This is a genomic window from Paenibacillus herberti (assembly GCF_002233675.1).
GTDB lineage: Bacteria > Bacillota > Bacilli > Paenibacillales > Paenibacillaceae > Paenibacillus_O > Paenibacillus_O herberti.
Genome location: NZ_NMUQ01000002.1, coordinates 1,525,728 through 1,546,066, shown reverse-complemented (window position 1 = coordinate 1,546,066; position 20,339 = coordinate 1,525,728). Strand labels below are relative to the sequence as shown.

Here is a 20,339-nt window from a genome sequence, read left to right as displayed (position 1 = left end):
AAGAAAAAAGGTGGCCTCTGGGGTCCACCTTTTGCTCGCCGCCTGTGGAGCAGCAGTTGCTGTTTTACGAGCGGTCAACCAGTTCCAGGTAGACCATAGGCGCAGAGTCGCCGCGACGAGGGCCCAGTTTGAGGATACGGGTGTACCCGCCAGCGCGCTCCGAGTAACGGGTCGCCAGTTCGCTGAACAGCTTTTGAATCGCGTCTTGCTCTCCGTCAACCGTTTCGCGGCGTACATATGCAGCCACTTGACGGCGGGCGTGGAGATCTCCACGTTTTGCTTTAGTGATAAGTTTTTCTGCGATCGAACGCACTTCTTTAGCTTTCGCTTCAGTAGTTTGGATACGCTCGTACAGGAAAAGGTCGGTCACAAGGTCACGGAACAGAGCTTTCCGAGCGCTTGCGTCGCGTCCCAGTTTCGAGTATGCCATCGATTTCCCCTCCTTGGTGCTATTCTTCTGTGCGGAGGCCAAGACCGAGTTCTTCGAGCTTCTCTTGTACTTCCTCTAAAGACTTGCGGCCCAAGTTACGAACCTTCATCATGTCTTCTTCGGTTTTCAATGTAAGCTCTTGAACGGTGTTGATACCTGCACGTTTAAGACAGTTGTAAGAACGGACGGACAGGTCAAGTTCCTCGATCGTCATCTCGAGTACTTTTTCCTTTTTGTCCTCTTCCTTCTCAACCATAATTTCCGCGTCTTTGGCTTCATCGGTCAGTCCGACGAACAAGTCCAAATGCTCGGTCAGAATTTTAGCGCCGAGGCTTACAGCCTCTTCTGGGCGGATGCTGCCATCCGTCCACACTTCAAGCGTCAGCTTGTCATAGTTAGTAACTTGACCAACGCGAGTGTTCTCTACGCTATAATTGACACGTGTAATTGGCGTGTAAATCGAATCAACAGGAATGACACCAATCGGCTGATCTTCACGTTTGTTGCGGTCTGCTTGCACATAACCGCGTCCGCGATTGGCGAAAATTCTCATATGGAGCCGTGCGCCGGAAGCCAAGGTTGCGATATGAAGATCTGGGCTGAGAATCTCGACATCACTGTCCGCGCGGATGTCGCCCGCTGTAACGTTCCCTTCGCCTTCCGCATCAATTTCCAATACCTTCTCTTCGTCGGAATGGATTTTGAGCGACAGACCTTTCAGGTTCAGGATCATTTCGGTCACGTCTTCCATGACTCCTGGAACCGTAGAAAATTCGTGAAGCACTCCGTCAATCTGTACGGACGTCACTGCCGCGCCGGGAAGCGACGAGAGCAGAATGCGGCGAAGCGAGTTTCCGAGTGTCGTCCCGTAGCCCCGTTCGAGGGGCTCGACAACAAAACGGCCATAAGCTCCATCGTCACTCAGCTCTACGGTTTCGATTTTCGGCTTTTCGATCTCAATCACTAATGTACCCTCCTTCAAAACGTCGCTCCGTATCTATAACGTTCCATGGCGTCAAATCTAGTAGTATGCCAAACCTTCACAACCATTATTCACAAGTTGTCGCAATTTGATACCACAGAAATAAGACGAACTATACGCGACGGCGTTTCGGCGGACGGCAGCCGTTGTGAGGAACCGGCGTAACGTCTTTAATCAGGTTAACTTCAAGACCAGCGGCTTGAAGGGAACGGATCGCGGCTTCACGGCCAGCGCCAGGTCCTTTAACCATGACTTCAACAGCTTTCATGCCGTGCTCCATTGCCGATTTAGCAGCAGCTTCAGCAGCCATTTGAGCTGCGAAAGGCGTGCTTTTACGGGAGCCCCTGTAACCGAGGTTACCGGAGCTAGCCCAGGAAATCGCATTGCCATGCGGATCCGTAATCGTGACGATCGTGTTGTTGAACGTCGAGCGGATATGGGCAACACCAGACTCGATATTTTTCCGGTCGCGGCGTTTTGTGCGTAAGACTTTTTTAGGTTTAGCCATTGTTCGTTATCCTCCCTTCTTATTTCTTCTTGTTCGCTACCGTACGGCGAGGACCTTTGCGCGTGCGAGCGTTGGTCTTCGTACGTTGACCGCGAACAGGCAGACCGCGACGGTGACGGATACCACGGTAGCATCCGATCTCAACCAGACGTTTGATGTTCAGAGAGATCTCGCGACGGAGATCGCCTTCTACTTTAACGGATTTGTCGATAACTTCACGCAGTTTGCTCACTTCGTCTTCCGTGAGGTCGCGTACGCGAGTCGCTGCGCTGACACCCGTTTCAGCCAGAATTCTCTGAGCTGTCGTTTGGCCAATACCAAAAATGTATTGGAGCGCGATTTCAACGCGCTTGTCGCGCGGCAAGTCTACACCAGATATACGAGCCATTAGTCGTGTCCTCCCTTCTTAACCTTGTCTTTGTTTGTGCTTCGGATTTTCGCAAATGACCATAACCGTGCGTTTGCGACGAATGACTTTGCATTTCTCGCAAATCGGCTTTACCGAAGGTCTGACCTTCATTGTGAATTACCTCCCGAATCCTTCTTCCGTAAAGCACGCGGCTTACTTCCGATAGGTGATGCGTCCTCTGGACAGATCGTAAGGCGACAACTGGATAACCACTTTGTCTCCGGTCAGAATACGGATAAAGTGCATTCTGAGCTTGCCGGATACATGAGCGAGAATCTGGTGGCCGTTCTCCAGTTCAACCTTGAACATGGCGTTTGGCAGCGGTTCGATAACCGTACCTTCGACTTCAATGACGTCTTCCTTGGCCATCCTCATTCCCCTTTCAGCTTGTGTACTTCTGTATCGCGAATCTTAGCTTGGCATTGGTCACCCGGCCCGTCTCAGACATGCTGTCCGAAACTTCGCTGCTGAGAGCCGGAAGTAACTGAAGATGTTGCAGATTTTTCTTCTTCGGCGAGTCGAAGCGCCGGCCATTGCCGTCAGCAATGCGCACGAACCTGTCATCCAGGATCTCCACAATGACAGCATAGCTACCTTCATCCTTGCCTCGAAGCACTTTGACCAATCTACCGACCTGCATGAGCGGATCCAAGACCCTACTCCGCATCCGGCAGCTTCGTCAAAATTTCACAACCGCTCTCCGTGACTGCTACCGTGTGCTCGTAATGAGCGCACCATAAACCGTCCACTGTTACAACCGTCCAATTGTCCGACAGGGTCTGGACATAGCGCTCCCCGATGTTCACCATCGGCTCGATGGCCAGCACCATTCCTGGCTTCAGCCGGGGTCCACGATCCGGAATGCCGTAGTTCGGAATTTGCGGCTCTTCATGAAGATCCTTGCCAATTCCGTGCCCAACATACTCGCGAACAATGGAAAAGCCCGCATCCTCCACCACTTTTTGAATGGCGTGCGAGACCGTATACAGCCGAACATCCGGTTTGACCAGCTCAAGCCCGGCGTACAGCGAGCGTTCGGATACATCCAGCAGACGGCTTACTTCTTCCGTAACTTCGCCTACGGGGTAGGTCCAAGCCGAATCTCCGTGATAGCCTTCATACTGGGCGCCGATATCAAGTGTGATGATATCTCCCTCGCTCAGCTTCCGGCTGCCCGGAATGCCGTGCACCAGTTCTTCGTTGACAGAAGCGCAAATGCTGCCAGGAAACTGATTGTAGCCTTTAAAAGATGGAATCGCGCCCTGACTGCGAATGTAGCGATCAGCGATGTCATCCAGTTCACGGGTCGTAACACCGGCCCGCACAGCACCGGCCATAAGGCGATGCGTCTCAGCCACGATGCGTCCCGCTTCTCTCATGAATCGCAGTTCGGCTTCAGACTTGCAAATTATCATTCGTTCGAACCCCGCAGACGTCCAGCGATGTCAGCGGTGACCTGATCGATTTCCTGCTCTCCGTTCACTTCACGCAGCAGACCTTTGCCGCTGTAGTATTCCAGAAGCGGGGCCGTTTTGGAAATATACTCATCCAGACGGGTGCCGACCTTTTCTTCCGTATCATCCGAACGCTGGTAAAGCTCTCCGCCGTCCTTATCGCAAATGCCTTCCGCCTTAGGCGGATTGAACATCACATGATAAGTCGCGCCGCATGATTTGCAAATACGACGTCCAGTGAGCCTCGCGAGCAGAAGACCGCGATCGACACGAAGATTAACTACATGATCGATGCTGCGTCCCATTTCGGCCAACATACCATCAAGCGCTTCAGCTTGTTGCAGCGTACGCGGAAAGCCATCCAACAGGAAACCTTTCTCGCAATCAGCCAGCAGCAGGCGTTCCCGCACGATGCCGTTCGTGATTTCATCCGGAACAAGTAGTCCTTGATCGACGAATTCCTTCGCTTTCTGACCAAGCGGGGTGCCCTGCTTCATCGCCAACCGGAATGCGTCTCCGGTGGAGATGTGAGGAACATTGAACTGTTCGACGATTCTCTCGGCCTGGGTGCCTTTACCGGCTCCCGGAGGGCCCATGAAAAGAATGTTCATCCTGTCGTCCTCGCTTTGAGCACTATAGGCAAGCGCGGGCTGACCTGCAGCTCCCTCAAGTGGAGCTACTAAGCCGCCCGTTCGAAGCCTCGTGTTATTTATTGATGAACCCTTTGTAATGGCGTTTGATCAGTTGGGTCTCGATCTGCTTCATCGTGTCTAGTGCAACACCAACAACGATCAAGAGTGAGGTACCACCAAGCTGAACGCTGCGGTCAAGTCCAAACAACGAACCAAATCCAACCGGCAAGAGAGAGATAAGCGCTAGGAACAGAGCCCCGAACAGCGTAATTCTCGACATGACGCGGGTAATATAGCTCGAAGTCGGTTTGCCCGGACGTACACCAGGGATGTAGCCGCCATTCTTCTTCATTTGGTCAGCCATTTGCACAGGATTCATCTGTACAAAGGTGTAGAAGAAGGTGAAGCCGATAATCAGTATAACATAGATCACCATGCCAAGCGCCTTGTCAGGTGCCAGGTGAGTAATGATCCATTGAGCCCAATCTTGGCTAGCCCAGAACTGAGCAATTGTGGATGGGAAGATCAGCAACGAAGACGCGAAGATGACCGGGATTACACCCGCACCATTAACCTTCAGCGGAATATGTGTTGATTGACCTCCGTACATCTTACGTCCAACTACGCGCTTGGCGTATTGCACGGGAATCTTGCGAATCCCTTGCTGGACGATGATGACACCGATAATCATGAGGATTACCCCAACTACAATGGCGATCATTTGCAGGACGCCCATGAACACTTGATCCGTCTTATCAACGAAGTAAGTGGTGTAGATTTTGCGGATATGGCCCGGCAGGCCTGCGACGATACCTGCGAAGATAATAACCGAGATGCCGTTGCCAATTCCGCGCTCCGTGATCTGCTCTCCAAGCCACATCAAGAAAGCCGTACCAGCGGTCAGGACGATCGCGATCATCGCATAAACAGCGAAGTTCGCATCCATAACCATCTGATAGTTATACATGCGGTTGAAGCCGATTGCAGTTGCAAAACCCTGGACAAGACCCAACCCAATCGTACCGTAGCGGGTAATCTGGGCCAGCTTGCGCTTGCCGTTCTCGCCTTCTTTTGCCCACTCAGCAAACTTTGGAATAACATCCATCGAAAGCAATTGGACTATGATCGACGCCGTGATGTACGGCATAATACCGATCGCGAAAATCGAGAACTGGAACAGCGCACCGCCCGAGAAAGTGTTCAGTAAGCCAAACAGGTCCGAACCCTCTGTGTTGATCTGGGATAAGACGTCTTTGTCGATGTTGGGCACCGGAATAAACGAACCGATGCGGTATACAAGCAAAATGAAAAGGGTAAAGAGGATTCTCCGGCGGAGGTCCTCCACTTTCCAAATGTTTGAAACCGTCTTGAACAATTAGATCACCTCGGTTTGACCGCCGGCAGCCTGGATTTTCTCTACCGCAGATTGAGAGAACTTGCTTGCTTTTACCGTAAGTTGAACATTGACTTCACCATTGCCCAGGATTTTGATGCCGGCTTGAGGATTTTTTACGATCCCTTTAGCGACAAGAACTTCCGGAGTAATTTCAGAGCCAGCTTCAAACACATTCAACTCATCGATGTTGACAATCGCGTACTCTTTGCGGAATGGGTTGTTGAAACCACGTTTAGGCAGACGACGATAGAGCGGGTTTTGACCGCCTTCGAAGCCTGGGCGGACGCCGCCGCCGGAACGTGAGTTTTGACCTTTGTGGCCTCTGCCTGCGGTTTTACCGTTACCGCTACCGATACCGCGACCTTTGCGGAAAGGAGCTTTGCGGGAACCTTCGGCTGGTTTGAGTTCATGCAGTTTCATCGTTCGTTGCACCTCCTTATTGCTCTTTGTAAATCTATGGAGAGACGATTATACAATCGTCTTATACTTCTTCCACTTTAACCAGGTGGTTTACGTGGTTCACCATACCGCGAATTGCGGGGCTGTCGTTAAGGACAACTGTTTGGCGGATCTTGCGAAGACCGAGCGACGCAACTGTTGCGCGTTGCTTCTCGTTGCGGCCGATCAGACTGCGGACGAGGGTGATTTGCAATTTAGCCATCGTGTTCCCTCCTTAACCCAGAAGCTCTTGAACTGTTTTTCCACGAAGCTTGGCAACATCTTCAGCGCGTTTCAGGCGGGAAAGCCCTTCAAGCGTTGCGTTAACCATGTTCATGGAATTGGAAGAGCCCAGGGATTTGGTCAGAATGTCACCGACACCTGCCAGCTCGAGCACAGCACGCACAGGGCCACCAGCGATAACGCCAGTACCTTGGGAAGCCGGTTTGAGCAGAACTTGACCAGCGCCAAAGTGCCCAAGCACTTGGTGCGGAATCGTTGTGTTCACGAGTGGGATTGAGATCATGTTTTTCTTCGCATCTTCAATCCCTTTGCGGATAGCGTCAGGAACTTCTTGAGCTTTTCCGATGCCGGCGCCTACATGGCCTTTGCCGTCTCCGACAACTACCAAGGCGCTGAAGCTGAAACGGCGTCCGCCCTTGACTACTTTCGCTACGCGGTTAATGTGAACTACCTTCTCTTGCAGTTCACCCAGCGAATTTGCATCAATACGCAAGTCGATATACCTCCCTTGTCAGAAAATTAGAATTGAAGACCAGCTTCGCGAGCTGCGTCAGCCAGTGCTTGAACCCGTCCGTGGTACAGGTAGCCACCGCGATCGAATACGACCGATTCGTGACCTTTTTCTTTGGCACGCTTTGCGATCAGTTCTCCGACCAGCTTAGCGGAATCCACATTGCCGCCGTTGTTGACTTGCTCAACCAGTTCTTTGTCCAGCGTAGAAGCCGAAGCAATTGTTACACCAGCTACATCGTCGATCAATTGAGCGTAGATGTGTTTGGAGGAACGGTAAACCGACAGACGTGGACGTGCTACTGTGCCGTTGATTTTCTTGCGGACACGCAGATGACGTTTCAAACGGGCTTTGTTTTTGTCGCCTTTGGTGATCATTGAGGGATCCTCCCTTCTTGATTCGTGGTAAATCTATCGTACAAAGCATATACTCATGCTTATTTTTTCTTACCGGCTTTGCCTTCCTTGCGGATAATGCGCTCACCTTCGTACTTGATACCTTTGCCTTTGTAAGGCTCTGGCTCACGTACGGAGCGGATTTTAGCAGCCGTTGCACCAACAAGCTCTTTATCGATACCGCGAACGGTGATCTTGTTGTTGCCGATAACTTCGAACTCGATGCCTTGTGCAGGTACGATTTCGACTGGGTGGGAGTAGCCTACGTTCAGAACTACTTTTTCCCCTTGTTTGCTTGCGCGGTAGCCGACGCCAACGAGCTCAAGGTTCTTGGCGAAGCCATCCGTTACACCGCTAACCATGTTCGCGATGATGCTGCGAGTGGTTCCGTGCAGGGAGCGGTGCAGCTTGTTGTCGGAAGGACGTTCCACGAGGATCGTGCCTTCTTCCAGGCTAACCTTCATATCTTTATGGACCGGACGGCTAAGGGCACCTTTCGGTCCTTTTACCGTGATCACCGTATCGTCCAGGGAGACGTTCACTCCGCTAGGGACAGTAATGGGTTTGCGACCAATACGGGACATTGTTGCACCTCCTATCGTTGTAGCTTCTTAATTACCAAACGTAGCAGACGACTTCGCCGCCAGCTTTGCCTTGACGAGCTTCCTTGTCGGTCATAACTCCCTTGGAAGTGGAGATAATCGCGATTCCGAGGCCGCCGAGAACGCGTGGGAGCTCAGTGGATTTCGTGTAAACGCGCAGGCCAGGCTTACTGATGCGTTTCAGGCCAGTGATTACGCGCTCGTTGTTGGAGCCGTATTTCAAGAAAATACGGATAATCCCTTGCTTGCTGTCCTCGATATATTCAGCGTCACGGATGAAGCCCTCGCGTTTCAAAATATCAGCGATTTGCTTCTTAATTTTCGAAGCGGGCATTTCAACGGTCTCATGACGGACAAGATTCGCATTGCGGATACGGGTCAGCATATCTGCGATCGGATCAGACATAACCATTCTTGTGTACCTCCTTCCCAACTAAAACGGATTACCAGCTGGCTTTCTTAACACCAGGGATCTGGCCTTTATGTGCTAATTCACGGAAACAAATCCGGCAAACTTTAAACTTTTGCAGAACCGAGTGAGGACGTCCACAGCGCTCACAGCGCGTGTAGGCACGTACTTTGAACTTCGGAGTGCGTTGTTGCTTAACTTTCATCGAAGTTTTTGCCACTTTGGTATTACACCTCCTGATTGGCGATTACTTCGCGAACGGCATTCCCAGTTGGGACAGCAGCTCACGGGATTCTTCGTCCGATTTCGCCGTCGTCACGATGACGACGTCCATACCGCGGATTTTGTCGATCTTATCGTATTCGATCTCCGGGAAGATCAGCTGCTCTTTCAAACCAAGAGTGTAGTTGCCGCGACCGTCAAAAGCTTTGGTCGATACGCCGCGGAAGTCACGGACGCGTGGCAATGCGGTGTTGAACAACTTGTCGAGGAAATAGTACATGCGGTCGCCGCGCAGTGTAACTTTAACCCCGATCGGCATATTTTCACGAAGCTTGAAGCCTGCAATAGACTTCTTAGCGCGCGTGATAACCGGTTTTTGACCAGAGATCAGACGAAGATCTTCAACTGCTGTATCAAGCACTTTGGAGTTGGCAACTGCTTCGCCTACACCCATGTTGATAACAACTTTCTCAATCTTCGGCACCTGCATTACAGTCGTATAGTTGAACTTCTGCATCAGAGCAGGAGTAATGTCGTTCAAGAAACGCTCTTTCATTCTTGCTGCCATGGTAAAGGGTCCTCCTTTCCGTCAAAAAATAATTAGTCGATAACCTCGCCGGAGCGCTTAGCAACGCGGACTTTCTTGCCGTTATCAAGCGTTTTGTAGCCGATACGGGTTACGCTGCCGCTCTTCGGATCCACGTGCATCACGTTGGAAACGTGAACCGGAGCTTCCTGCTCGATAATGCCGCCCTGAGGGTTCGTTTGGGAAGGACGCGTATGCTTCTTCACCATGTTCACACCTTCAATCAGAACGCGGTTCTCACGAGGGTAAGCTGCGATAACGCGGCCTTTTTTGCCTTTATCTTTGCCCGTGATGACGATAACGGTATCGTCCTTTTTCACGTGCAGCTTGTTGTTGTGGGATTCCAGAACTTTTTTAACCTTTGGCATGTGTTACACCTCCTGCTCCTTGACTTCACGCCGCTAGAGGCGCTATTAGATAACTTCCGGTGCAAGCGATACGATCTTCATGAAGTCTTTGTCGCGAAGTTCACGAGCAACTGGTCCGAAGATACGAGTACCACGAGGGGATTTATCTTCCTTCACGATTACAGCAGCATTTTCGTCGAATGCGATGTAGGAACCGTCCTTACGGCGAACCGTACGCTTCGTGCGAACGATAACGGCTTTGACTACATCACCTTTTTTGACAACGCCACCAGGTGTTGCTTGTTTGACCGAGCAAACGATGAGATCACCGATATGTCCTACACGACGTCCTGTACCACCCAGTACGCGGATACACATCAGTTCTTTCGCGCCAGAATTGTCAGCAACCGAAAGGCGTGTAAAAGGTTGAATCATTGAAATGTCCTCCTTTCAAACTTGATGGTCGTATCGTATTAGAGAACTACGGCTTCTTCTACGATTTGAACCAGTCTCCAGCGCTTGTCTTTCGACAGCGGACGAGTTTCCATGATTTTAACCATATCACCGATTTTTGCAGTGTTGTTTTCATCATGGGCTTTGAACTTGCTCGTATGCTTAATGCGTTTATGGTATAGATCATGTTTTTTGTAAGTTTCTACAGCCACCACGATCGTTTTATCCATTTTATCGCTGACAACTTTGCCAATCTGAACTTTGCGATTGTTGCGTTCGCTCATGTTCTTCCTCCTTCCTCAGACTAGGCGTGCATAGGCACGCGGCTGAATTAGCTGCTGATTCCCAGTTCTCTTTGACGCAGTACCGTTTTGGCACGTGCGATCTCTTTCCGAACGGCGCCGATGCGCGTTGGGTTATCCAGTTGGCCAGTAGCCAGTTGGAAGCGGAGGTTGAACAGCTCTTCTTTAAAGCCGGCAACCTTTTGGTTAAGTTCATCAGTGGTCAAGTTGCGGAATTCACTAGCTTTCATTTGCTTCACCACCCACTTCTTCGCGTTTCACAAACTTGGTTTTAACCGGGAGCTTGTGGGCCGCAAGGCGCATTGCTTCACGTGCGATTTCCTCGGATACGCCGGCAAGCTCAAACATAACTTTGCCAGGTTTCACAACGGAAACCCATTTTTCCACATTACCTTTACCGCTACCCATCCGTACCTCGAGAGGCTTTTGGGTTACTGGTTTAGCAGGGAAAATTTTAATCCATACTTTACCACCACGCTTGATGTAGCGAGTCATGGCGATACGAGCGGATTCGATTTGACGGTTCGTTACCCAACCAGGTTCCGTCGCTTGCAGACCGAATTCACCGAAGTGAACTTCCGTTCCGTTTTTAGCGCGGCCCTTCATATGTCCGCGTTGTTCTTTGCGGTGTTTGACGCGTTTAGGTACCAACATGATTAGTTGCCTCCTTCCTGGACGGCTGCTTTCTTTTTAGGAGGAAGGACTTCACCGCGGTAGATCCATACTTTTACGCCGATACGGCCGTAAGTTGTATGTGCTTCAGCTGTGCCGTAATCGATATCGGCGCGCAGCGTATGAAGCGGAACGGTGCCTTCGCTGTATCCTTCTTGACGAGCAATCTCAGCGCCGCCGAGACGACCGCTAACTGAGGTTTTGATTCCTTTAGCGCCTGCACGCATGGAGCGTTGCAGAGCTTGTTTCATAGCACGACGGAACGAAGTCCGGCGCTCAAGTTGTTGAGCGATGTTTTCGGCAACGAGAATTGCGTCCAGATCCGCTTGCTTGATTTCGGAGATGTTAATGTGGACTTTTTTGCCGTTCGTAATACGAGTAAGCTCGCTACGAAGGTTTTCCACTTCCGAACCGCCCTTACCGATGACCATACCCGGCTTAGCCGTGTTGATCGTTACGTTCACGCGGTTAGACGCGCGTTCGATCTCGATACGGGATACAGCAGCGTCTTTCAGCTTTCCTTTAAGGAACTCGCGTACTCGTACGTCTTCTATCAGAAGATCGCCAAAGTCTTTACCCGCGTACCACTTAGATTCCCAGTCTCGGATGATTCCAACCCGGAGACCAATTGGATTTACCTTTTGACCCACTCGTTATCCCTCCTTATTTTTCGGATACGACCAGCGTGATGTGGCTGGTGCGCTTATTGATGCGGCTTGCGCGACCCATAGCGCGAGGCATGAACCGTTTCATCGTCTGACCTTGGTTAACAAATACCTGGGAGACGACCAGATTGTTTACGTCCATCTGGTAGTTATGCTCAGCGTTAGCGATTGCGGAGTTCAGCAGCTTTTCCACGATTGGGGATGCAGCGCGCGGCGTGTGACGCAGGATAGCGATCGCCTCACCGACTTGCTTTCCGCGAATAAGGTCAACTACGAGTTGAGCCTTGCGGGGTGCAATGCGAACTTTATTAGCATGTGCTCTTGCTTCTGCCATGACAGGTACCTCCTCTCAAACAGCTTGGTTATAGAAAGGCAGCAGCTTAGCGTCTGCCCGTTTTCTTGTCGTCGTCGTGACCTTTGTAGGTACGAGTCGGTGCGAATTCGCCGAACTTGTGTCCGACCATATCTTCCGTTACATAAACCGGCACGTGTTTGCGGCCATCATAAACAGCCAGCGTGTGTCCGATGAATTGCGGGAAGATCGTGGAACGACGGGACCAAGTTTTGATCACCGTTTTTTTGTCCGCAGCGTTCAGTTCTTCAACTTTCTTCAGAAGGTACCCATCGATGAAAGGACCTTTTTTCAAACTACGACCCATGATCTAGTTCCTCCCTTCCTCGAGACGTTAGCGTGACGCAGGCGACGTCACGCACAGTCGCTCAAGCGGTTATTATTTCGTACGGCGACGAATAATATATTGGCTCGATGCTTTCTTCTTCTTGCGTGTTTTGAAACCAAGGGTTGGTTTGCCCCAAGGAGACATAGGCGATTTGCGTCCGATTGGAGCGCGGCCTTCACCACCACCGTGTGGGTGATCGTTAGGGTTCATTACTACGCCGCGAACTTCAGGACGTTTGCCCAACCAACGGGAACGGCCAGCTTTACCGATTTTCACGAGCTCGTGATCCTCGTTACCAACAGAACCGATCGTTGCTCGGCAAGTTTTCAGAATGCGACGAACTTCACCGGAAGACAAGCGGATAACCGCGTAAGCATCCTCTTTACCGAGAAGCTGAGCTTCCGTACCAGCAGCGCGAACAAGTTGTCCACCTTTGCCAGGCTTCATTTCGATGTTGTGGATAAGCGTACCTACTGGGATGTTCTCCAGTGGAAGCGCGTTGCCCACTTTGATGTCAGAACCAGGACCGGAAACGACCTGATCGCCAACTTTCATGCCTTTTGGTGCGATGATGTAGCGTTTCTCGCCATCAACGTAATGAATCAGCGCGATGTTCGAGGTGCGGTTCGGATCGTACTCGATCGTCGCTACGCGGCCTACGATACCATCTTTGGTACGCTTGAAGTCGATGATACGGTACTTACGCTTATGTCCGCCACCGTGGTGACGAACCGTGATTTTACCCTGGTTATTACGGCCAGCTTTTTTGAAAAGCGGCGCCAGGAGCGATTTCTCCGGTACGTTTGTTGTGATCTCTTCAAATGTCGAGACCGACATACCACGACGGGCCGGGGAAGTAGGTTTGTACTTCTTGATTGGCACTTTGTTTCCCTCCTTGCCTTGTCAGATTAAACCGACTCGAAGAATTCCAGCTCTTTGCTGTCTGCGCTCAATTGAACGAAGGCTTTCTTCCACTCGGACGTGTAACCAGAATGGCGACCGTAGCGTTTAGGCTTAGCCGGTACGCGAAGCGTGTTCACGTTGCTTACTTTTACGTTGAAAATCTGCTCGACAGCAGATTTGATCTCGGTTTTGTTAGCACGGATGTCAACTTCGAACACATAACGTTTAGCAGCCATGAGCTCAGTCGTTTGTTCCGTGATTACCGGGCGCTTGATAATATCGCGTGGATCTTTCATTACGCAAGCACCTCCTGTACTTTCTCGACCGCTTCCTTGGTGATGATAAGTTGGTCATACGACAGTACATCCAGAACATTGATGCCTTCTGCTGCGACGAACTTTACTCCAGGAATGTTGCGGGCGGATAGAGCTACATTGTTTTCAAATTCAGCCGTTACGACAAGCGCTTTACGACCTACTTTGAGGTTTTTCAGAACGGCTTTGAATTCCTTCGTTTTCGGAGCAGTGAAGCTCAGTTGATCAAGAATGATCAGCTCGCTAGCGATAACTTTGGAAGACAGAGCAGAACGAATCGCCAGACGGCGAACTTTCTTAGGCAGCTTAAAGCTGTAGCTGCGCGGAGTTGGACCGAAGACGGTACCACCACCAACCCATTGTGGGGCGCGGGTGGAGCCTTGACGGGCGCGGCCTGTACCTTTTTGTTTCCAAGGTTTACGTCCGCCGCCGCGTACTTCAGAGCGTCCTTTTGTTTTGTGCGTTCCAGCGCGCTCAGCTGCTTGTTGCAACAGAACTGCGCTATGCAGGACGTGAGCGTTAGGCTCGATACCGAAGACATGCTCAGAAAGCTCGATATCGCCGACTTGGGAGCCACTCACATTGAAGATAGCTACTTTAGGCATAGCTTGTTCCTCCTTTCTTCAGGCGGTGCTTATTTCTTCACCGTTTGTTTGATTTTTACGAAGCTGTTTTTAGGGCCCGGAATGGAGCCTTTTACCAGCAGGACATTGCGTTCTACATCGACGCGTACGACTTCAAGTTTTTGAATCGTAATTGTCTCATGGCCCATGTGGCCTGGCAGACGCTTGCCTTTTGGAACGCGGTTCGCTTGGATCGAACCCATCGAACCTGGTCCACGGTGATAACGCGAGCCGTGCGCCATTGGTCCGCGGCTTTGTCCCCAACGTTTGATAACGCCTTGGAAGCCTTTACCTTTGGAAACGCCCGTTACGTCAACAAATTCGCCTTCCGTGAATACGTCAGCCTTAACTTCTTGGCCAACTTCATATTCGCCCAAGTTAATGCCGCGAATTTCACGAATGTAGCGCTTAGGAGCCGTGTTGGCCTTTTTGGCATGACCGATTGCAGGTTTAGTCGCGTTTTTCTCCTTTTTGTCGGAGAAACCGAGTTGGACCGCTTCGTAGCCGTCGTTTTCTTGATCTTTCTTTTGTAGAATGACACAAGGACCTGCTTCGATAACCGTGACTGGCACGACAATACCTTCAGCCGTAAATACTTGCGTCATTCCGAGCTTTTTGCCTAAGATACCCTTCATGTTGACACCTCTTTTCGTTCTCACTTAGCTTACGCTTGTGGATAACTTACAGTTTGATTTCGATATCGACACCGGACGGCAGGTCCAGACGCATCAACGCATCAACCGTTTGCGGAGTCGGGTTAACAATGTCGATCAGACGCTTGTGTGTGCGTTGTTCGAATTGCTCGCGCGAATCCTTGTACTTGTGTACTGCACGGAGAACGGTGATGATTTGCTTTTCCGTCGGAAGCGGAATCGGTCCAGAAACACCTGCTCCGGAACGTTTTGCGGTTTCAACGATTTTCTCTGCAGACTGATCGAGAATGCGGTGATCGTATGCTTTCAAGCGAATACGAATCTTTTGCTTTGCCATATAAGTCCCTCCTTCTATCGCCCAATTTAGTATCGGACATACTCCGCGAGAACTCCTCACACACGCTCCATGGCAAAGGAGCCGGGTGTGTCAGCAACCTCCCGCATCATCGCAACGTCACAAACCAACAGACAATATTTTATCATGTTGAATAGCCTAATGCAACAAGTAATTAGGTAAATGCTTATTAGAGTCTCTATTCAACAAAAATTGGATTAAAAGTTTGAACGAGAGCTACTCATTCTGCGCTCATTATATATAGATGAAACAAATAAAAACCCCCACCGAAGCGGGGGTTTTTCGATTCCGCAGCTTACGCTGCAGAATCCTTATTTTTGGATTGTTGCTACGGCGCCAGCGCCTACAGTACGGCCGCCTTCGCGGATCGAGAAGCGAGTGCCTTCTTCGATAGCGATTGGAGCGATCAGCTCAACGGTAACCGTGATGTTGTCGCCAGGCATAACCATTTCAGTTCCTTCAGGCAGGTTGATGATGCCTGTTACGTCCGTTGTACGGAAGTAGAACTGTGGACGGTAACCAGTGAAGAAAGGCTTGTGACGGCCACCCTCTTCTTTGGTCAGAACATAGATTTGAGCCGTGAAGTTCGTGTGTGGTTTAACAGAACCTGGCTTAGCCAGAACTTGTCCACGCTCGATGTCTTTACGGTCAACGCCACGAAGCAGTGCGCCGATGTTGTCGCCCGCTTGAGCGGAGTCCATCAGCTTACGGAACATCTCAACGCCCGTAACGATGGATTTGCGGGACTCTTCAGCAAGACCGATGATTTCGATCTCGTCGGATACTTTTACTACGCCACGGTCGATACGACCGGTAGCAACCGTACCACGACCCGTGATCGTGAACACGTCCTCGACTGGCATAAGGAAAGGCTTAGCCGTGTCGCGCTCAGGAGTTGGGATGTACGTATCAACTTGCTCAAAGAGCTCGATGATTTTTTCAGCCCATGGGCCTTCTGGGTTTTGCAGAGCTTCACGAGCAGCACCGCGGATGATTGGAGTGTCGTCGCCTGGGAACTCATACTCGTTCAGAAGGTCGCGAACTTCCATCTCAACAAGCTCAAGGAGCTCTTCGTCATCAACCATGTCGCATTTGTTCAGGAATACGACGATGTAAGGTACGCCAACTTGGCGGGAGAGCAGGATGTGCTCACGCGTTTGCGGCATTGGGCCGTCAGCTGCGGATACAACCAGGATCGCGCCGTCCATTTGAGCTGCGCCAGTGATCATGTTTTTAACATAGTCGGCATGGCCTGGGCAGTCAACGTGTGCGTAGTGACGGTTAGGAGTCTCATACTCAACGTGTGCAGTCGAGATCGTGATACCGCGCTCGCGCTCTTCTGGTGCTTTGTCGATTTGATCAAAAGCGATAGCTGCGCCACCGTATTTTTTGGAAAGAACCGTTGTGATGGCAGCCGTCAGCGTTGTTTTACCATGGTCAACGTGACCGATTGTGCCAATGTTAACGTGGGGTTTATTACGTTCAAATTTAGCTTTTGCCATTGAACTTAATCCTCCTTAAAGGTCAGGAAATTTTATGTTAGGTGACAGACCATTACTTGCACTAGGCAATCAGCACGGTCTGTCACAGCGAATCTATATAGAGATTACTCCGATTTGTTCTTGGAAACAATCTCTTCTTGAATCGATTTTGGAACTTCTTCGTAGTGAGAGAGTTCCATGGAGAACACACCGCGGCCTTGGGTACCGGAACGAAGTGTAGTGGAGTATCCGAACATCTCGGCAAGAGGCACCTTAGCACGGATAATTTGCGCTCCTGCGCGGGAATCCATGCCCTCGATGCGACCGCGGCGGGAGTTCAGCATGCCCATTACGTCGCCCATGTACTCTTCTGGTGCGGTTACTTCGACTTTCATGATCGGCTCAAGGATGACAGGCTTACACTTGTCTTTAGCTGCCTTGAGTGCCATGGAACCCGCAATTTTGAACGCCATCTCCGAGGAATCGACGTCATGGTACGAACCATCGAAGATTTGTGCTTTGATATCAACGAGCGGGAAGCCGGCGATAACACCGTTCTTCATCGACTCTTCAATACCTGCTTGAACTGGACCGATGAATTCACGAGGAACAGATCCGCCGACGATTTTGTTTTCGAACACAAAACCGCTACCTGGCTCAAGCGGGGAGAACTCGATCCATACGTGACCGTATTGACCGCGTCCACCGGACTGGCGAACGAACTTACCTTCAACCTTAGCCGCTTGACGGAAGGTTTCACGGTAAGCTACTTGCGGTTTACCTACGTTCGTCTCAACTTTGAATTCGCGGAGCATGCGGTCAACGAGGATTTCAAGGTGAAGCTCACCCATTCCCGCGATGATCGTTTGTCCCGTTTCTTCGTCCGTATGAGCACGGAACGTTGGATCCTCTTCCGAAAGCTTCTGCAGAGCGATACCCATTTTGTCTTGGTCAGCCTTTGTTTTAGGCTCAACCGCGAGTTGGATAACCGGTTCTGGGAAGTTCATGGATTCGAGAATTACCGGATTCTTCTCATCACACAGCGTATCGCCCGTCGTCGTATCTTTAAGGCCTACTGCAGCGGCGATGTCGCCGGAGTATACCGAACTGATTTCTTGACGGCTGTTCGCATGCATTTGAAGAATACGACCGACCCGCTCGCGCTTGCCCTTCGTTGCGTTGACAACGTAAGAACCGGAGTTCAGTACGCCGGAGTAAACGCGGAAGAAGGTCAGTTTGCCGACATACGGATCCGTCATGATTTTGAATGCGAGGGCCGCGAACGGCGCTTCATCGGAAGAATCGCGGGTCGTCTCCGTACCGTCTTCAAGGGTACCCTTGATAGATGGTACGTCGATTGGAGCCGGCAGGTAGTCAATAACTGCATCCAGCATCATTTGTACGCCTTTGTTGCGGTAAGAGGAGCCAGCGATAACTGGGAAGATCTTCACGTCGATAACGCCCTTGCGGAGCGCTGCCTTCAGTTCTGGAATGGAAATTTCTTCACCTTCCAGATACTTCATCATGAGGTCTTCATCCAGCTCGGCCACTTTCTCGACCAGTTCTGCACGGAGCTCTTCGACTTGGTCGGCCAGCTCGGCAGGAACTTCGACTTGCTCAGGATCTTTCCCGAGGTCGTCTTTGTATTTGTAGGCAACACGTTCAACGAGGTCGACTACGCCGAGGAAATCACTTTCCGCGCCGATCGGCAGTTGAATCGCAACAGCATTAGCTTGCAGACGATCACGCATGTCTTTGATGACATTCAGGAAGTCCGCGCCGATAATGTCCATTTTGTTGATGTAAGCAATCCGGGGAACGTTGTAGCGGTCAGCCTGACGCCATACGGTTTCGGACTGAGGCTCTACGCCTTCCTTCGCACTGAAAACACCAACTGCCCCGTCCAATACGCGCAGGGAACGTTCAACTTCAACGGTGAAGTCAACGTGTCCCGGGGTGTCGATGATATTGATGCGGTTTCCCTTCCACTGAGCCGTCGTCGCAGCAGACGTGATCGTGATCCCGCGCTCCTGCTCTTGCTCCATCCAGTCCATCGTCGCTGCACCTTCGTGCACTTCGCCGATTTTGTGGGTACGGCCTGTATAGAACAGGATCCGTTCAGTGGTGGTGGTTTTACCCGCATCGATATGCGCCATAATCCCGATGTTACGCGTATTTGCCAAGGAGAACTCTCTTGCCATTGGAATGTCTCCCTTCAAATTGTACTGCTAGAATCCTACCAGCGGTAGTGAGCGAATGCTTTGTTGGCTTCCGCCATCTTGTGTGTGTCTTCACGTTTTTTAACGGAAGCACCCGTGTTGTTGGAAGCGTCGAGGATTTCAGCAGCCAGACGCTCTTCCATCGTTTTCTCCCCGCGGTTACGCGAGTAGTTCACGAGCCAACGGAGAGCAAGCGCTGTACGGCGCTCTGGTTTAACTTCGATTGGAACCTGGTAGTTGGAGCCGCCTACACGGCGAGCTTTAACTTCCAGTACAGGCATGATGTTCTTCAGGGCTGCTTCGAACACTTCCATAGGTTCTTTGCCGGAACGTTCTTGGATCAACTTGAAGGCATCATACAACAGTGTTGCAGCAACACCGCGTTTACCGTCGATCATAATGCGGTTGATCAAACGAGTAACCAGCTTGCTGTTGTACAGCGGATCTGGCAAAACATCGCGTTTTGTTACAGGACCTTTGCGTGGCATTTGAGCAAGTCCCCCTTTCTCTCATTATGTGATAGTAGGAAAAATCTTATTTTTTAACTTTAGGACGCTTCGCGCCGTATTTGGAGCGAGCTTGTTTACGGTTGTTAACACCAGCCGTATCCAGTGCGCCGCGAACGATATGATAGCGAACACCTGGAAGATCTTTTACACGTCCGCCGCGAATCAGCACGACGCTGTGCTCTTGGAGGTTGTGTCCGATACCCGGGATGTAAGCTGTTACCTCTACTTTGTTCGTCAGACGAACACGAGCATACTTACGAAGCGCGGAGTTCGGTTTTTTCGGAGTCATTGTACCTACACGGGTGCAGACACCACGTTTTTGAGGAGCGCTGATTTCCGTAACCTCACGTTTCAGGGCGTTGAAACCCCGTTGCAGTGCTGGCGATTTGGACTTGACCACTTTAGCTTGACGGCCTTTGCGGACCAGTTGGTTGATAGTTGGCATGTCGGTTGCCACCCCCTTCCCATAATTCATGAAGCGCTGAACTGCAATCTGCTCATTATTTAAGCCCACAGGTCCAGGCGGTTCATCTTTGGACAAACAAAAGTTCTTGCCTGCGCATTGAGGATAAAAATCAACCCTGCCGGCAAAAACATCGTTCCTACTCTTCATCGCTAACGACTGCAGCCATCGCAGCACCAACGTCTATCCCGCATTCCATGCCGAGATCCGCCATGCTTTCGAACCATTTGATCGGTATATTGTCCCTCTCGCTAATCGCGACAATGCCGCGTGTCAGCTTAGGATCAGCATCCCGGGCTACATAAACTTGAATCGCCTTGCGGGATTCAACCGCTTTTGTCGTTTGCTTCGTGCCAATCTTGTAAGCCACGGGATTCACCATCCTCATACAAGCACAAGAATCCACTCACAGGCACACTCCGATATAGTAGCACTAGTTGAATGGGCATGTCAAGAAAGACTTAGCCATTCTCTTAGTCTTCC

Annotated in this window: 36 protein-coding genes; all 36 read right to left on the bottom strand. The window is 50.9% G+C overall.

Annotation, left to right across the window (positions count from 1 at the left end; translation table 11 throughout):
- Positions 1-64: 64 nt before the first annotated feature.
- Positions 65-430 carry a 50S ribosomal protein L17 gene (rplQ, locus tag CGZ75_RS19430; RefSeq protein ID WP_089525836.1) on the bottom strand — a complete coding sequence of 122 codons (366 nt, stop codon included), beginning with the start codon at positions 428-430 and terminating at the stop codon, positions 65-67.
- A gap of 19 nt (positions 431-449) precedes the next feature.
- Positions 450-1,394, bottom strand: a complete 945-nt coding sequence (locus CGZ75_RS19425) for a DNA-directed RNA polymerase subunit alpha (RefSeq protein WP_049868849.1) — start codon at positions 1,392-1,394, stop codon at positions 450-452.
- A 130-nt stretch (positions 1,395-1,524) separates the two neighbouring features.
- Entirely contained in the window at positions 1,525-1,920 is a 396-nt protein-coding gene (gene rpsK / locus CGZ75_RS19420; RefSeq protein WP_089525835.1) for a 30S ribosomal protein S11, read from the bottom strand.
- A 19-nt stretch (positions 1,921-1,939) separates the two neighbouring features.
- Positions 1,940-2,308: a 30S ribosomal protein S13 gene (rpsM, locus tag CGZ75_RS19415; protein ID WP_089525834.1), complete on the bottom strand. Its 369-nt coding sequence runs from the start codon at positions 2,306-2,308 to the stop codon at positions 1,940-1,942.
- An 18-nt stretch (positions 2,309-2,326) separates the two neighbouring features.
- Positions 2,327-2,440 (bottom strand): 50S ribosomal protein L36, encoded by a 114-nt coding sequence (rpmJ, locus tag CGZ75_RS19410; protein ID WP_089525833.1) that lies wholly within the window; start codon positions 2,438-2,440, stop codon positions 2,327-2,329.
- A gap of 42 nt (positions 2,441-2,482) precedes the next feature.
- Positions 2,483-2,698 carry a translation initiation factor IF-1 gene (gene infA / locus CGZ75_RS19405; RefSeq protein WP_015847200.1) on the bottom strand — a complete coding sequence of 72 codons (216 nt, stop codon included), beginning with the start codon at positions 2,696-2,698 and terminating at the stop codon, positions 2,483-2,485.
- Between the two features lie 13 nt (positions 2,699-2,711).
- Positions 2,712-2,969: a KOW motif-containing protein gene (locus CGZ75_RS19400; RefSeq protein ID WP_425436523.1), complete on the bottom strand. Its 258-nt coding sequence runs from the start codon at positions 2,967-2,969 to the stop codon at positions 2,712-2,714.
- Between the two features lie 16 nt (positions 2,970-2,985).
- A complete protein-coding gene (map, locus tag CGZ75_RS19395; RefSeq protein WP_089525831.1) occupies positions 2,986-3,744 on the bottom strand; it encodes a type I methionyl aminopeptidase in 759 nt (252 codons plus the stop codon).
- Positions 3,741-4,394, bottom strand: a complete 654-nt coding sequence (locus CGZ75_RS19390) for an adenylate kinase (protein ID WP_089525830.1) — start codon at positions 4,392-4,394, stop codon at positions 3,741-3,743. The genes map and CGZ75_RS19390 overlap by 4 nt, the downstream gene beginning before the upstream one ends.
- Before the next feature lie 94 nt (positions 4,395-4,488).
- Positions 4,489-5,790: a preprotein translocase subunit SecY gene (secY, locus tag CGZ75_RS19385; RefSeq protein ID WP_089525829.1), complete on the bottom strand. Its 1,302-nt coding sequence runs from the start codon at positions 5,788-5,790 to the stop codon at positions 4,489-4,491.
- Positions 5,791-6,231 (bottom strand): 50S ribosomal protein L15, encoded by a 441-nt coding sequence (rplO, locus tag CGZ75_RS19380; protein ID WP_089525828.1) that lies wholly within the window; start codon positions 6,229-6,231, stop codon positions 5,791-5,793. It lies immediately after the preceding gene.
- 61 nt (positions 6,232-6,292) lie between these two features.
- On the bottom strand, positions 6,293-6,472 hold the full coding sequence (gene rpmD, locus CGZ75_RS19375; protein ID WP_089525827.1) for a 50S ribosomal protein L30: 180 nt from the start codon (positions 6,470-6,472) through the stop codon (positions 6,293-6,295).
- Positions 6,473-6,484: 12 nt separating this feature from the next.
- Entirely contained in the window at positions 6,485-6,985 is a 501-nt protein-coding gene (gene rpsE, locus CGZ75_RS19370) for a 30S ribosomal protein S5 (protein WP_089525826.1), read from the bottom strand.
- A 26-nt stretch (positions 6,986-7,011) separates the two neighbouring features.
- The gene (gene rplR, locus CGZ75_RS19365; RefSeq protein ID WP_089525825.1) at positions 7,012-7,380 is read right to left on the bottom strand and encodes a 50S ribosomal protein L18; all 369 of its coding nucleotides are present in this window, start codon (positions 7,378-7,380) and stop codon (positions 7,012-7,014) included.
- A gap of 59 nt (positions 7,381-7,439) precedes the next feature.
- A complete protein-coding gene (gene rplF, locus CGZ75_RS19360; protein ID WP_089525824.1) occupies positions 7,440-7,982 on the bottom strand; it encodes a 50S ribosomal protein L6 in 543 nt (180 codons plus the stop codon).
- Positions 7,983-8,013: 31 nt separating this feature from the next.
- Complete coding sequence (gene rpsH, locus CGZ75_RS19355) at positions 8,014-8,412, bottom strand: 30S ribosomal protein S8 (RefSeq protein WP_089525823.1); 399 nt, start codon at positions 8,410-8,412, stop codon at positions 8,014-8,016.
- Positions 8,413-8,443: 31 nt separating this feature from the next.
- A complete protein-coding gene (locus CGZ75_RS19350; protein ID WP_054025317.1) occupies positions 8,444-8,629 on the bottom strand; it encodes a type Z 30S ribosomal protein S14 in 186 nt (61 codons plus the stop codon).
- 27 nt (positions 8,630-8,656) lie between these two features.
- Positions 8,657-9,199, bottom strand: coding sequence for a 50S ribosomal protein L5 (gene rplE / locus CGZ75_RS19345; RefSeq protein WP_089525822.1), 543 nt, complete (start codon positions 9,197-9,199; stop codon positions 8,657-8,659).
- A 32-nt stretch (positions 9,200-9,231) separates the two neighbouring features.
- Complete coding sequence (rplX, locus tag CGZ75_RS19340; protein WP_089525821.1) at positions 9,232-9,585, bottom strand: 50S ribosomal protein L24; 354 nt, start codon at positions 9,583-9,585, stop codon at positions 9,232-9,234.
- A gap of 45 nt (positions 9,586-9,630) precedes the next feature.
- Positions 9,631-9,999 carry a 50S ribosomal protein L14 gene (rplN, locus tag CGZ75_RS19335; RefSeq protein WP_089525820.1) on the bottom strand — a complete coding sequence of 123 codons (369 nt, stop codon included), beginning with the start codon at positions 9,997-9,999 and terminating at the stop codon, positions 9,631-9,633.
- A gap of 38 nt (positions 10,000-10,037) precedes the next feature.
- A complete protein-coding gene (gene rpsQ, locus CGZ75_RS19330) occupies positions 10,038-10,301 on the bottom strand; it encodes a 30S ribosomal protein S17 (RefSeq protein ID WP_089525819.1) in 264 nt (87 codons plus the stop codon).
- Between the two features lie 47 nt (positions 10,302-10,348).
- Positions 10,349-10,549, bottom strand: coding sequence for a 50S ribosomal protein L29 (gene rpmC / locus CGZ75_RS19325; RefSeq protein ID WP_089525818.1), 201 nt, complete (start codon positions 10,547-10,549; stop codon positions 10,349-10,351).
- Positions 10,539-10,973, bottom strand: a complete 435-nt coding sequence (gene rplP / locus CGZ75_RS19320; RefSeq protein WP_089525817.1) for a 50S ribosomal protein L16 — start codon at positions 10,971-10,973, stop codon at positions 10,539-10,541. The genes rpmC and rplP overlap by 11 nt, the downstream gene beginning before the upstream one ends.
- 2 nt (positions 10,974-10,975) lie before the next feature.
- A complete protein-coding gene (gene rpsC, locus CGZ75_RS19315) occupies positions 10,976-11,641 on the bottom strand; it encodes a 30S ribosomal protein S3 (RefSeq protein ID WP_089525816.1) in 666 nt (221 codons plus the stop codon).
- Between the two features lie 13 nt (positions 11,642-11,654).
- Positions 11,655-11,990: a 50S ribosomal protein L22 gene (gene rplV, locus CGZ75_RS19310; RefSeq protein ID WP_089525815.1), complete on the bottom strand. Its 336-nt coding sequence runs from the start codon at positions 11,988-11,990 to the stop codon at positions 11,655-11,657.
- Between the two features lie 46 nt (positions 11,991-12,036).
- Positions 12,037-12,315, bottom strand: a complete 279-nt coding sequence (gene rpsS, locus CGZ75_RS19305) for a 30S ribosomal protein S19 (RefSeq protein ID WP_089525814.1) — start codon at positions 12,313-12,315, stop codon at positions 12,037-12,039.
- A 72-nt stretch (positions 12,316-12,387) separates the two neighbouring features.
- Positions 12,388-13,218: a 50S ribosomal protein L2 gene (gene rplB, locus CGZ75_RS19300; protein ID WP_089525813.1), complete on the bottom strand. Its 831-nt coding sequence runs from the start codon at positions 13,216-13,218 to the stop codon at positions 12,388-12,390.
- Positions 13,219-13,244: 26 nt separating this feature from the next.
- Positions 13,245-13,535: a 50S ribosomal protein L23 gene (gene rplW / locus CGZ75_RS19295; protein ID WP_089525812.1), complete on the bottom strand. Its 291-nt coding sequence runs from the start codon at positions 13,533-13,535 to the stop codon at positions 13,245-13,247.
- Complete coding sequence (rplD, locus tag CGZ75_RS19290; RefSeq protein WP_089525811.1) at positions 13,535-14,158, bottom strand: 50S ribosomal protein L4; 624 nt, start codon at positions 14,156-14,158, stop codon at positions 13,535-13,537. The genes rplW and rplD overlap by 1 nt, the downstream gene beginning before the upstream one ends.
- Positions 14,159-14,187: 29 nt before the next feature.
- Positions 14,188-14,811 carry a 50S ribosomal protein L3 gene (gene rplC / locus CGZ75_RS19285; RefSeq protein WP_089525810.1) on the bottom strand — a complete coding sequence of 208 codons (624 nt, stop codon included), beginning with the start codon at positions 14,809-14,811 and terminating at the stop codon, positions 14,188-14,190.
- A 46-nt stretch (positions 14,812-14,857) separates the two neighbouring features.
- Positions 14,858-15,166: a 30S ribosomal protein S10 gene (rpsJ, locus tag CGZ75_RS19280; RefSeq protein WP_028609655.1), complete on the bottom strand. Its 309-nt coding sequence runs from the start codon at positions 15,164-15,166 to the stop codon at positions 14,858-14,860.
- A gap of 329 nt (positions 15,167-15,495) precedes the next feature.
- Entirely contained in the window at positions 15,496-16,686 is a 1,191-nt protein-coding gene (gene tuf, locus CGZ75_RS19275) for an elongation factor Tu (RefSeq protein WP_089525809.1), read from the bottom strand.
- 104 nt (positions 16,687-16,790) lie between these two features.
- Positions 16,791-18,866, bottom strand: a complete 2,076-nt coding sequence (gene fusA / locus CGZ75_RS19270; RefSeq protein ID WP_089525808.1) for an elongation factor G — start codon at positions 18,864-18,866, stop codon at positions 16,791-16,793.
- A gap of 35 nt (positions 18,867-18,901) precedes the next feature.
- Entirely contained in the window at positions 18,902-19,372 is a 471-nt protein-coding gene (rpsG, locus tag CGZ75_RS19265) for a 30S ribosomal protein S7 (protein WP_089525807.1), read from the bottom strand.
- A 46-nt stretch (positions 19,373-19,418) separates the two neighbouring features.
- Positions 19,419-19,838, bottom strand: a complete 420-nt coding sequence (gene rpsL, locus CGZ75_RS19260; protein ID WP_089525806.1) for a 30S ribosomal protein S12 — start codon at positions 19,836-19,838, stop codon at positions 19,419-19,421.
- 157 nt (positions 19,839-19,995) lie between these two features.
- Positions 19,996-20,226, bottom strand: coding sequence for a ribosomal L7Ae/L30e/S12e/Gadd45 family protein (locus CGZ75_RS19255; protein WP_089525805.1), 231 nt, complete (start codon positions 20,224-20,226; stop codon positions 19,996-19,998).
- Positions 20,227-20,339: the final 113 nt, after the last annotated feature.

Coding starts and splice junctions, on each gene's coding strand:
- rplD (WP_089525811.1), bottom strand. CDS start 14,158: ATGCCTAAAGTAGCTATCTTCAATGTGAGTGGCTCCCAAGTCGGCGAT.
- rplE (WP_089525822.1), bottom strand. CDS start 9,199: ATGGCAGCAAGAATGAAAGAGCGTTTCTTGAACGACATTACTCCTGCT.
- rpsS (WP_089525814.1), bottom strand. CDS start 12,315: ATGGGTCGTAGTTTGAAAAAAGGTCCTTTCATCGATGGGTACCTTCTG.
- rpmJ (WP_089525833.1), bottom strand. CDS start 2,440: ATGAAGGTCAGACCTTCGGTAAAGCCGATTTGCGAGAAATGCAAAGTC.
- rplV (WP_089525815.1), bottom strand. CDS start 11,990: ATGGCAGAAGCAAGAGCACATGCTAATAAAGTTCGCATTGCACCCCGC.
- map (WP_089525831.1), bottom strand. CDS start 3,744: ATGATAATTTGCAAGTCTGAAGCCGAACTGCGATTCATGAGAGAAGCG.
- rpsG (WP_089525807.1), bottom strand. CDS start 19,372: ATGCCACGCAAAGGTCCTGTAACAAAACGCGATGTTTTGCCAGATCCG.
- rplR (WP_089525825.1), bottom strand. CDS start 7,380: ATGATCACCAAAGGCGACAAAAACAAAGCCCGTTTGAAACGTCATCTG.
- rplO (WP_089525828.1), bottom strand. CDS start 6,231: ATGAAACTGCATGAACTCAAACCAGCCGAAGGTTCCCGCAAAGCTCCT.
- rplC (WP_089525810.1), bottom strand. CDS start 14,811: ATGAAGGGTATCTTAGGCAAAAAGCTCGGAATGACGCAAGTATTTACG.
- rpsJ (WP_028609655.1), bottom strand. CDS start 15,166: ATGGCAAAGCAAAAGATTCGTATTCGCTTGAAAGCATACGATCACCGC.
- rplN (WP_089525820.1), bottom strand. CDS start 9,999: ATGATTCAACCTTTTACACGCCTTTCGGTTGCTGACAATTCTGGCGCG.
- rpsL (WP_089525806.1), bottom strand. CDS start 19,838: ATGCCAACTATCAACCAACTGGTCCGCAAAGGCCGTCAAGCTAAAGTG.
- CGZ75_RS19390 (WP_089525830.1), bottom strand. CDS start 4,394: ATGAACATTCTTTTCATGGGCCCTCCGGGAGCCGGTAAAGGCACCCAG.
- rpmD (WP_089525827.1), bottom strand. CDS start 6,472: ATGGCTAAATTGCAAATCACCCTCGTCCGCAGTCTGATCGGCCGCAAC.
- rplP (WP_089525817.1), bottom strand. CDS start 10,973: ATGTTGGTACCTAAACGCGTCAAACACCGCAAAGAACAACGCGGACAT.
- rplQ (WP_089525836.1), bottom strand. CDS start 430: ATGGCATACTCGAAACTGGGACGCGACGCAAGCGCTCGGAAAGCTCTG.
- infA (WP_015847200.1), bottom strand. CDS start 2,698: ATGGCCAAGGAAGACGTCATTGAAGTCGAAGGTACGGTTATCGAACCG.
- rpsQ (WP_089525819.1), bottom strand. CDS start 10,301: ATGAGCGAACGCAACAATCGCAAAGTTCAGATTGGCAAAGTTGTCAGC.
- rplF (WP_089525824.1), bottom strand. CDS start 7,982: ATGTCCCGTATTGGTCGCAAACCCATTACTGTCCCTAGCGGAGTGAAC.
- CGZ75_RS19400 (WP_425436523.1), bottom strand. CDS start 2,969: ATGCAGGTCGGTAGATTGGTCAAAGTGCTTCGAGGCAAGGATGAAGGT.
- rplX (WP_089525821.1), bottom strand. CDS start 9,585: ATGCCAAAGGTTAAAAAAGTTCTGGAATCCCACAACAACAAGCTGCAC.
- rplW (WP_089525812.1), bottom strand. CDS start 13,535: ATGAAAGATCCACGCGATATTATCAAGCGCCCGGTAATCACGGAACAA.
- fusA (WP_089525808.1), bottom strand. CDS start 18,866: ATGGCAAGAGAGTTCTCCTTGGCAAATACGCGTAACATCGGGATTATG.
- tuf (WP_089525809.1), bottom strand. CDS start 16,686: ATGGCAAAAGCTAAATTTGAACGTAATAAACCCCACGTTAACATTGGC.
- rpsH (WP_089525823.1), bottom strand. CDS start 8,412: ATGGTTATGTCTGATCCGATCGCAGATATGCTGACCCGTATCCGCAAT.
- rpsK (WP_089525835.1), bottom strand. CDS start 1,920: ATGGCTAAACCTAAAAAAGTCTTACGCACAAAACGCCGCGACCGGAAA.
- rpsM (WP_089525834.1), bottom strand. CDS start 2,308: ATGGCTCGTATATCTGGTGTAGACTTGCCGCGCGACAAGCGCGTTGAA.
- rpmC (WP_089525818.1), bottom strand. CDS start 10,549: ATGAAAGCTAGTGAATTCCGCAACTTGACCACTGATGAACTTAACCAA.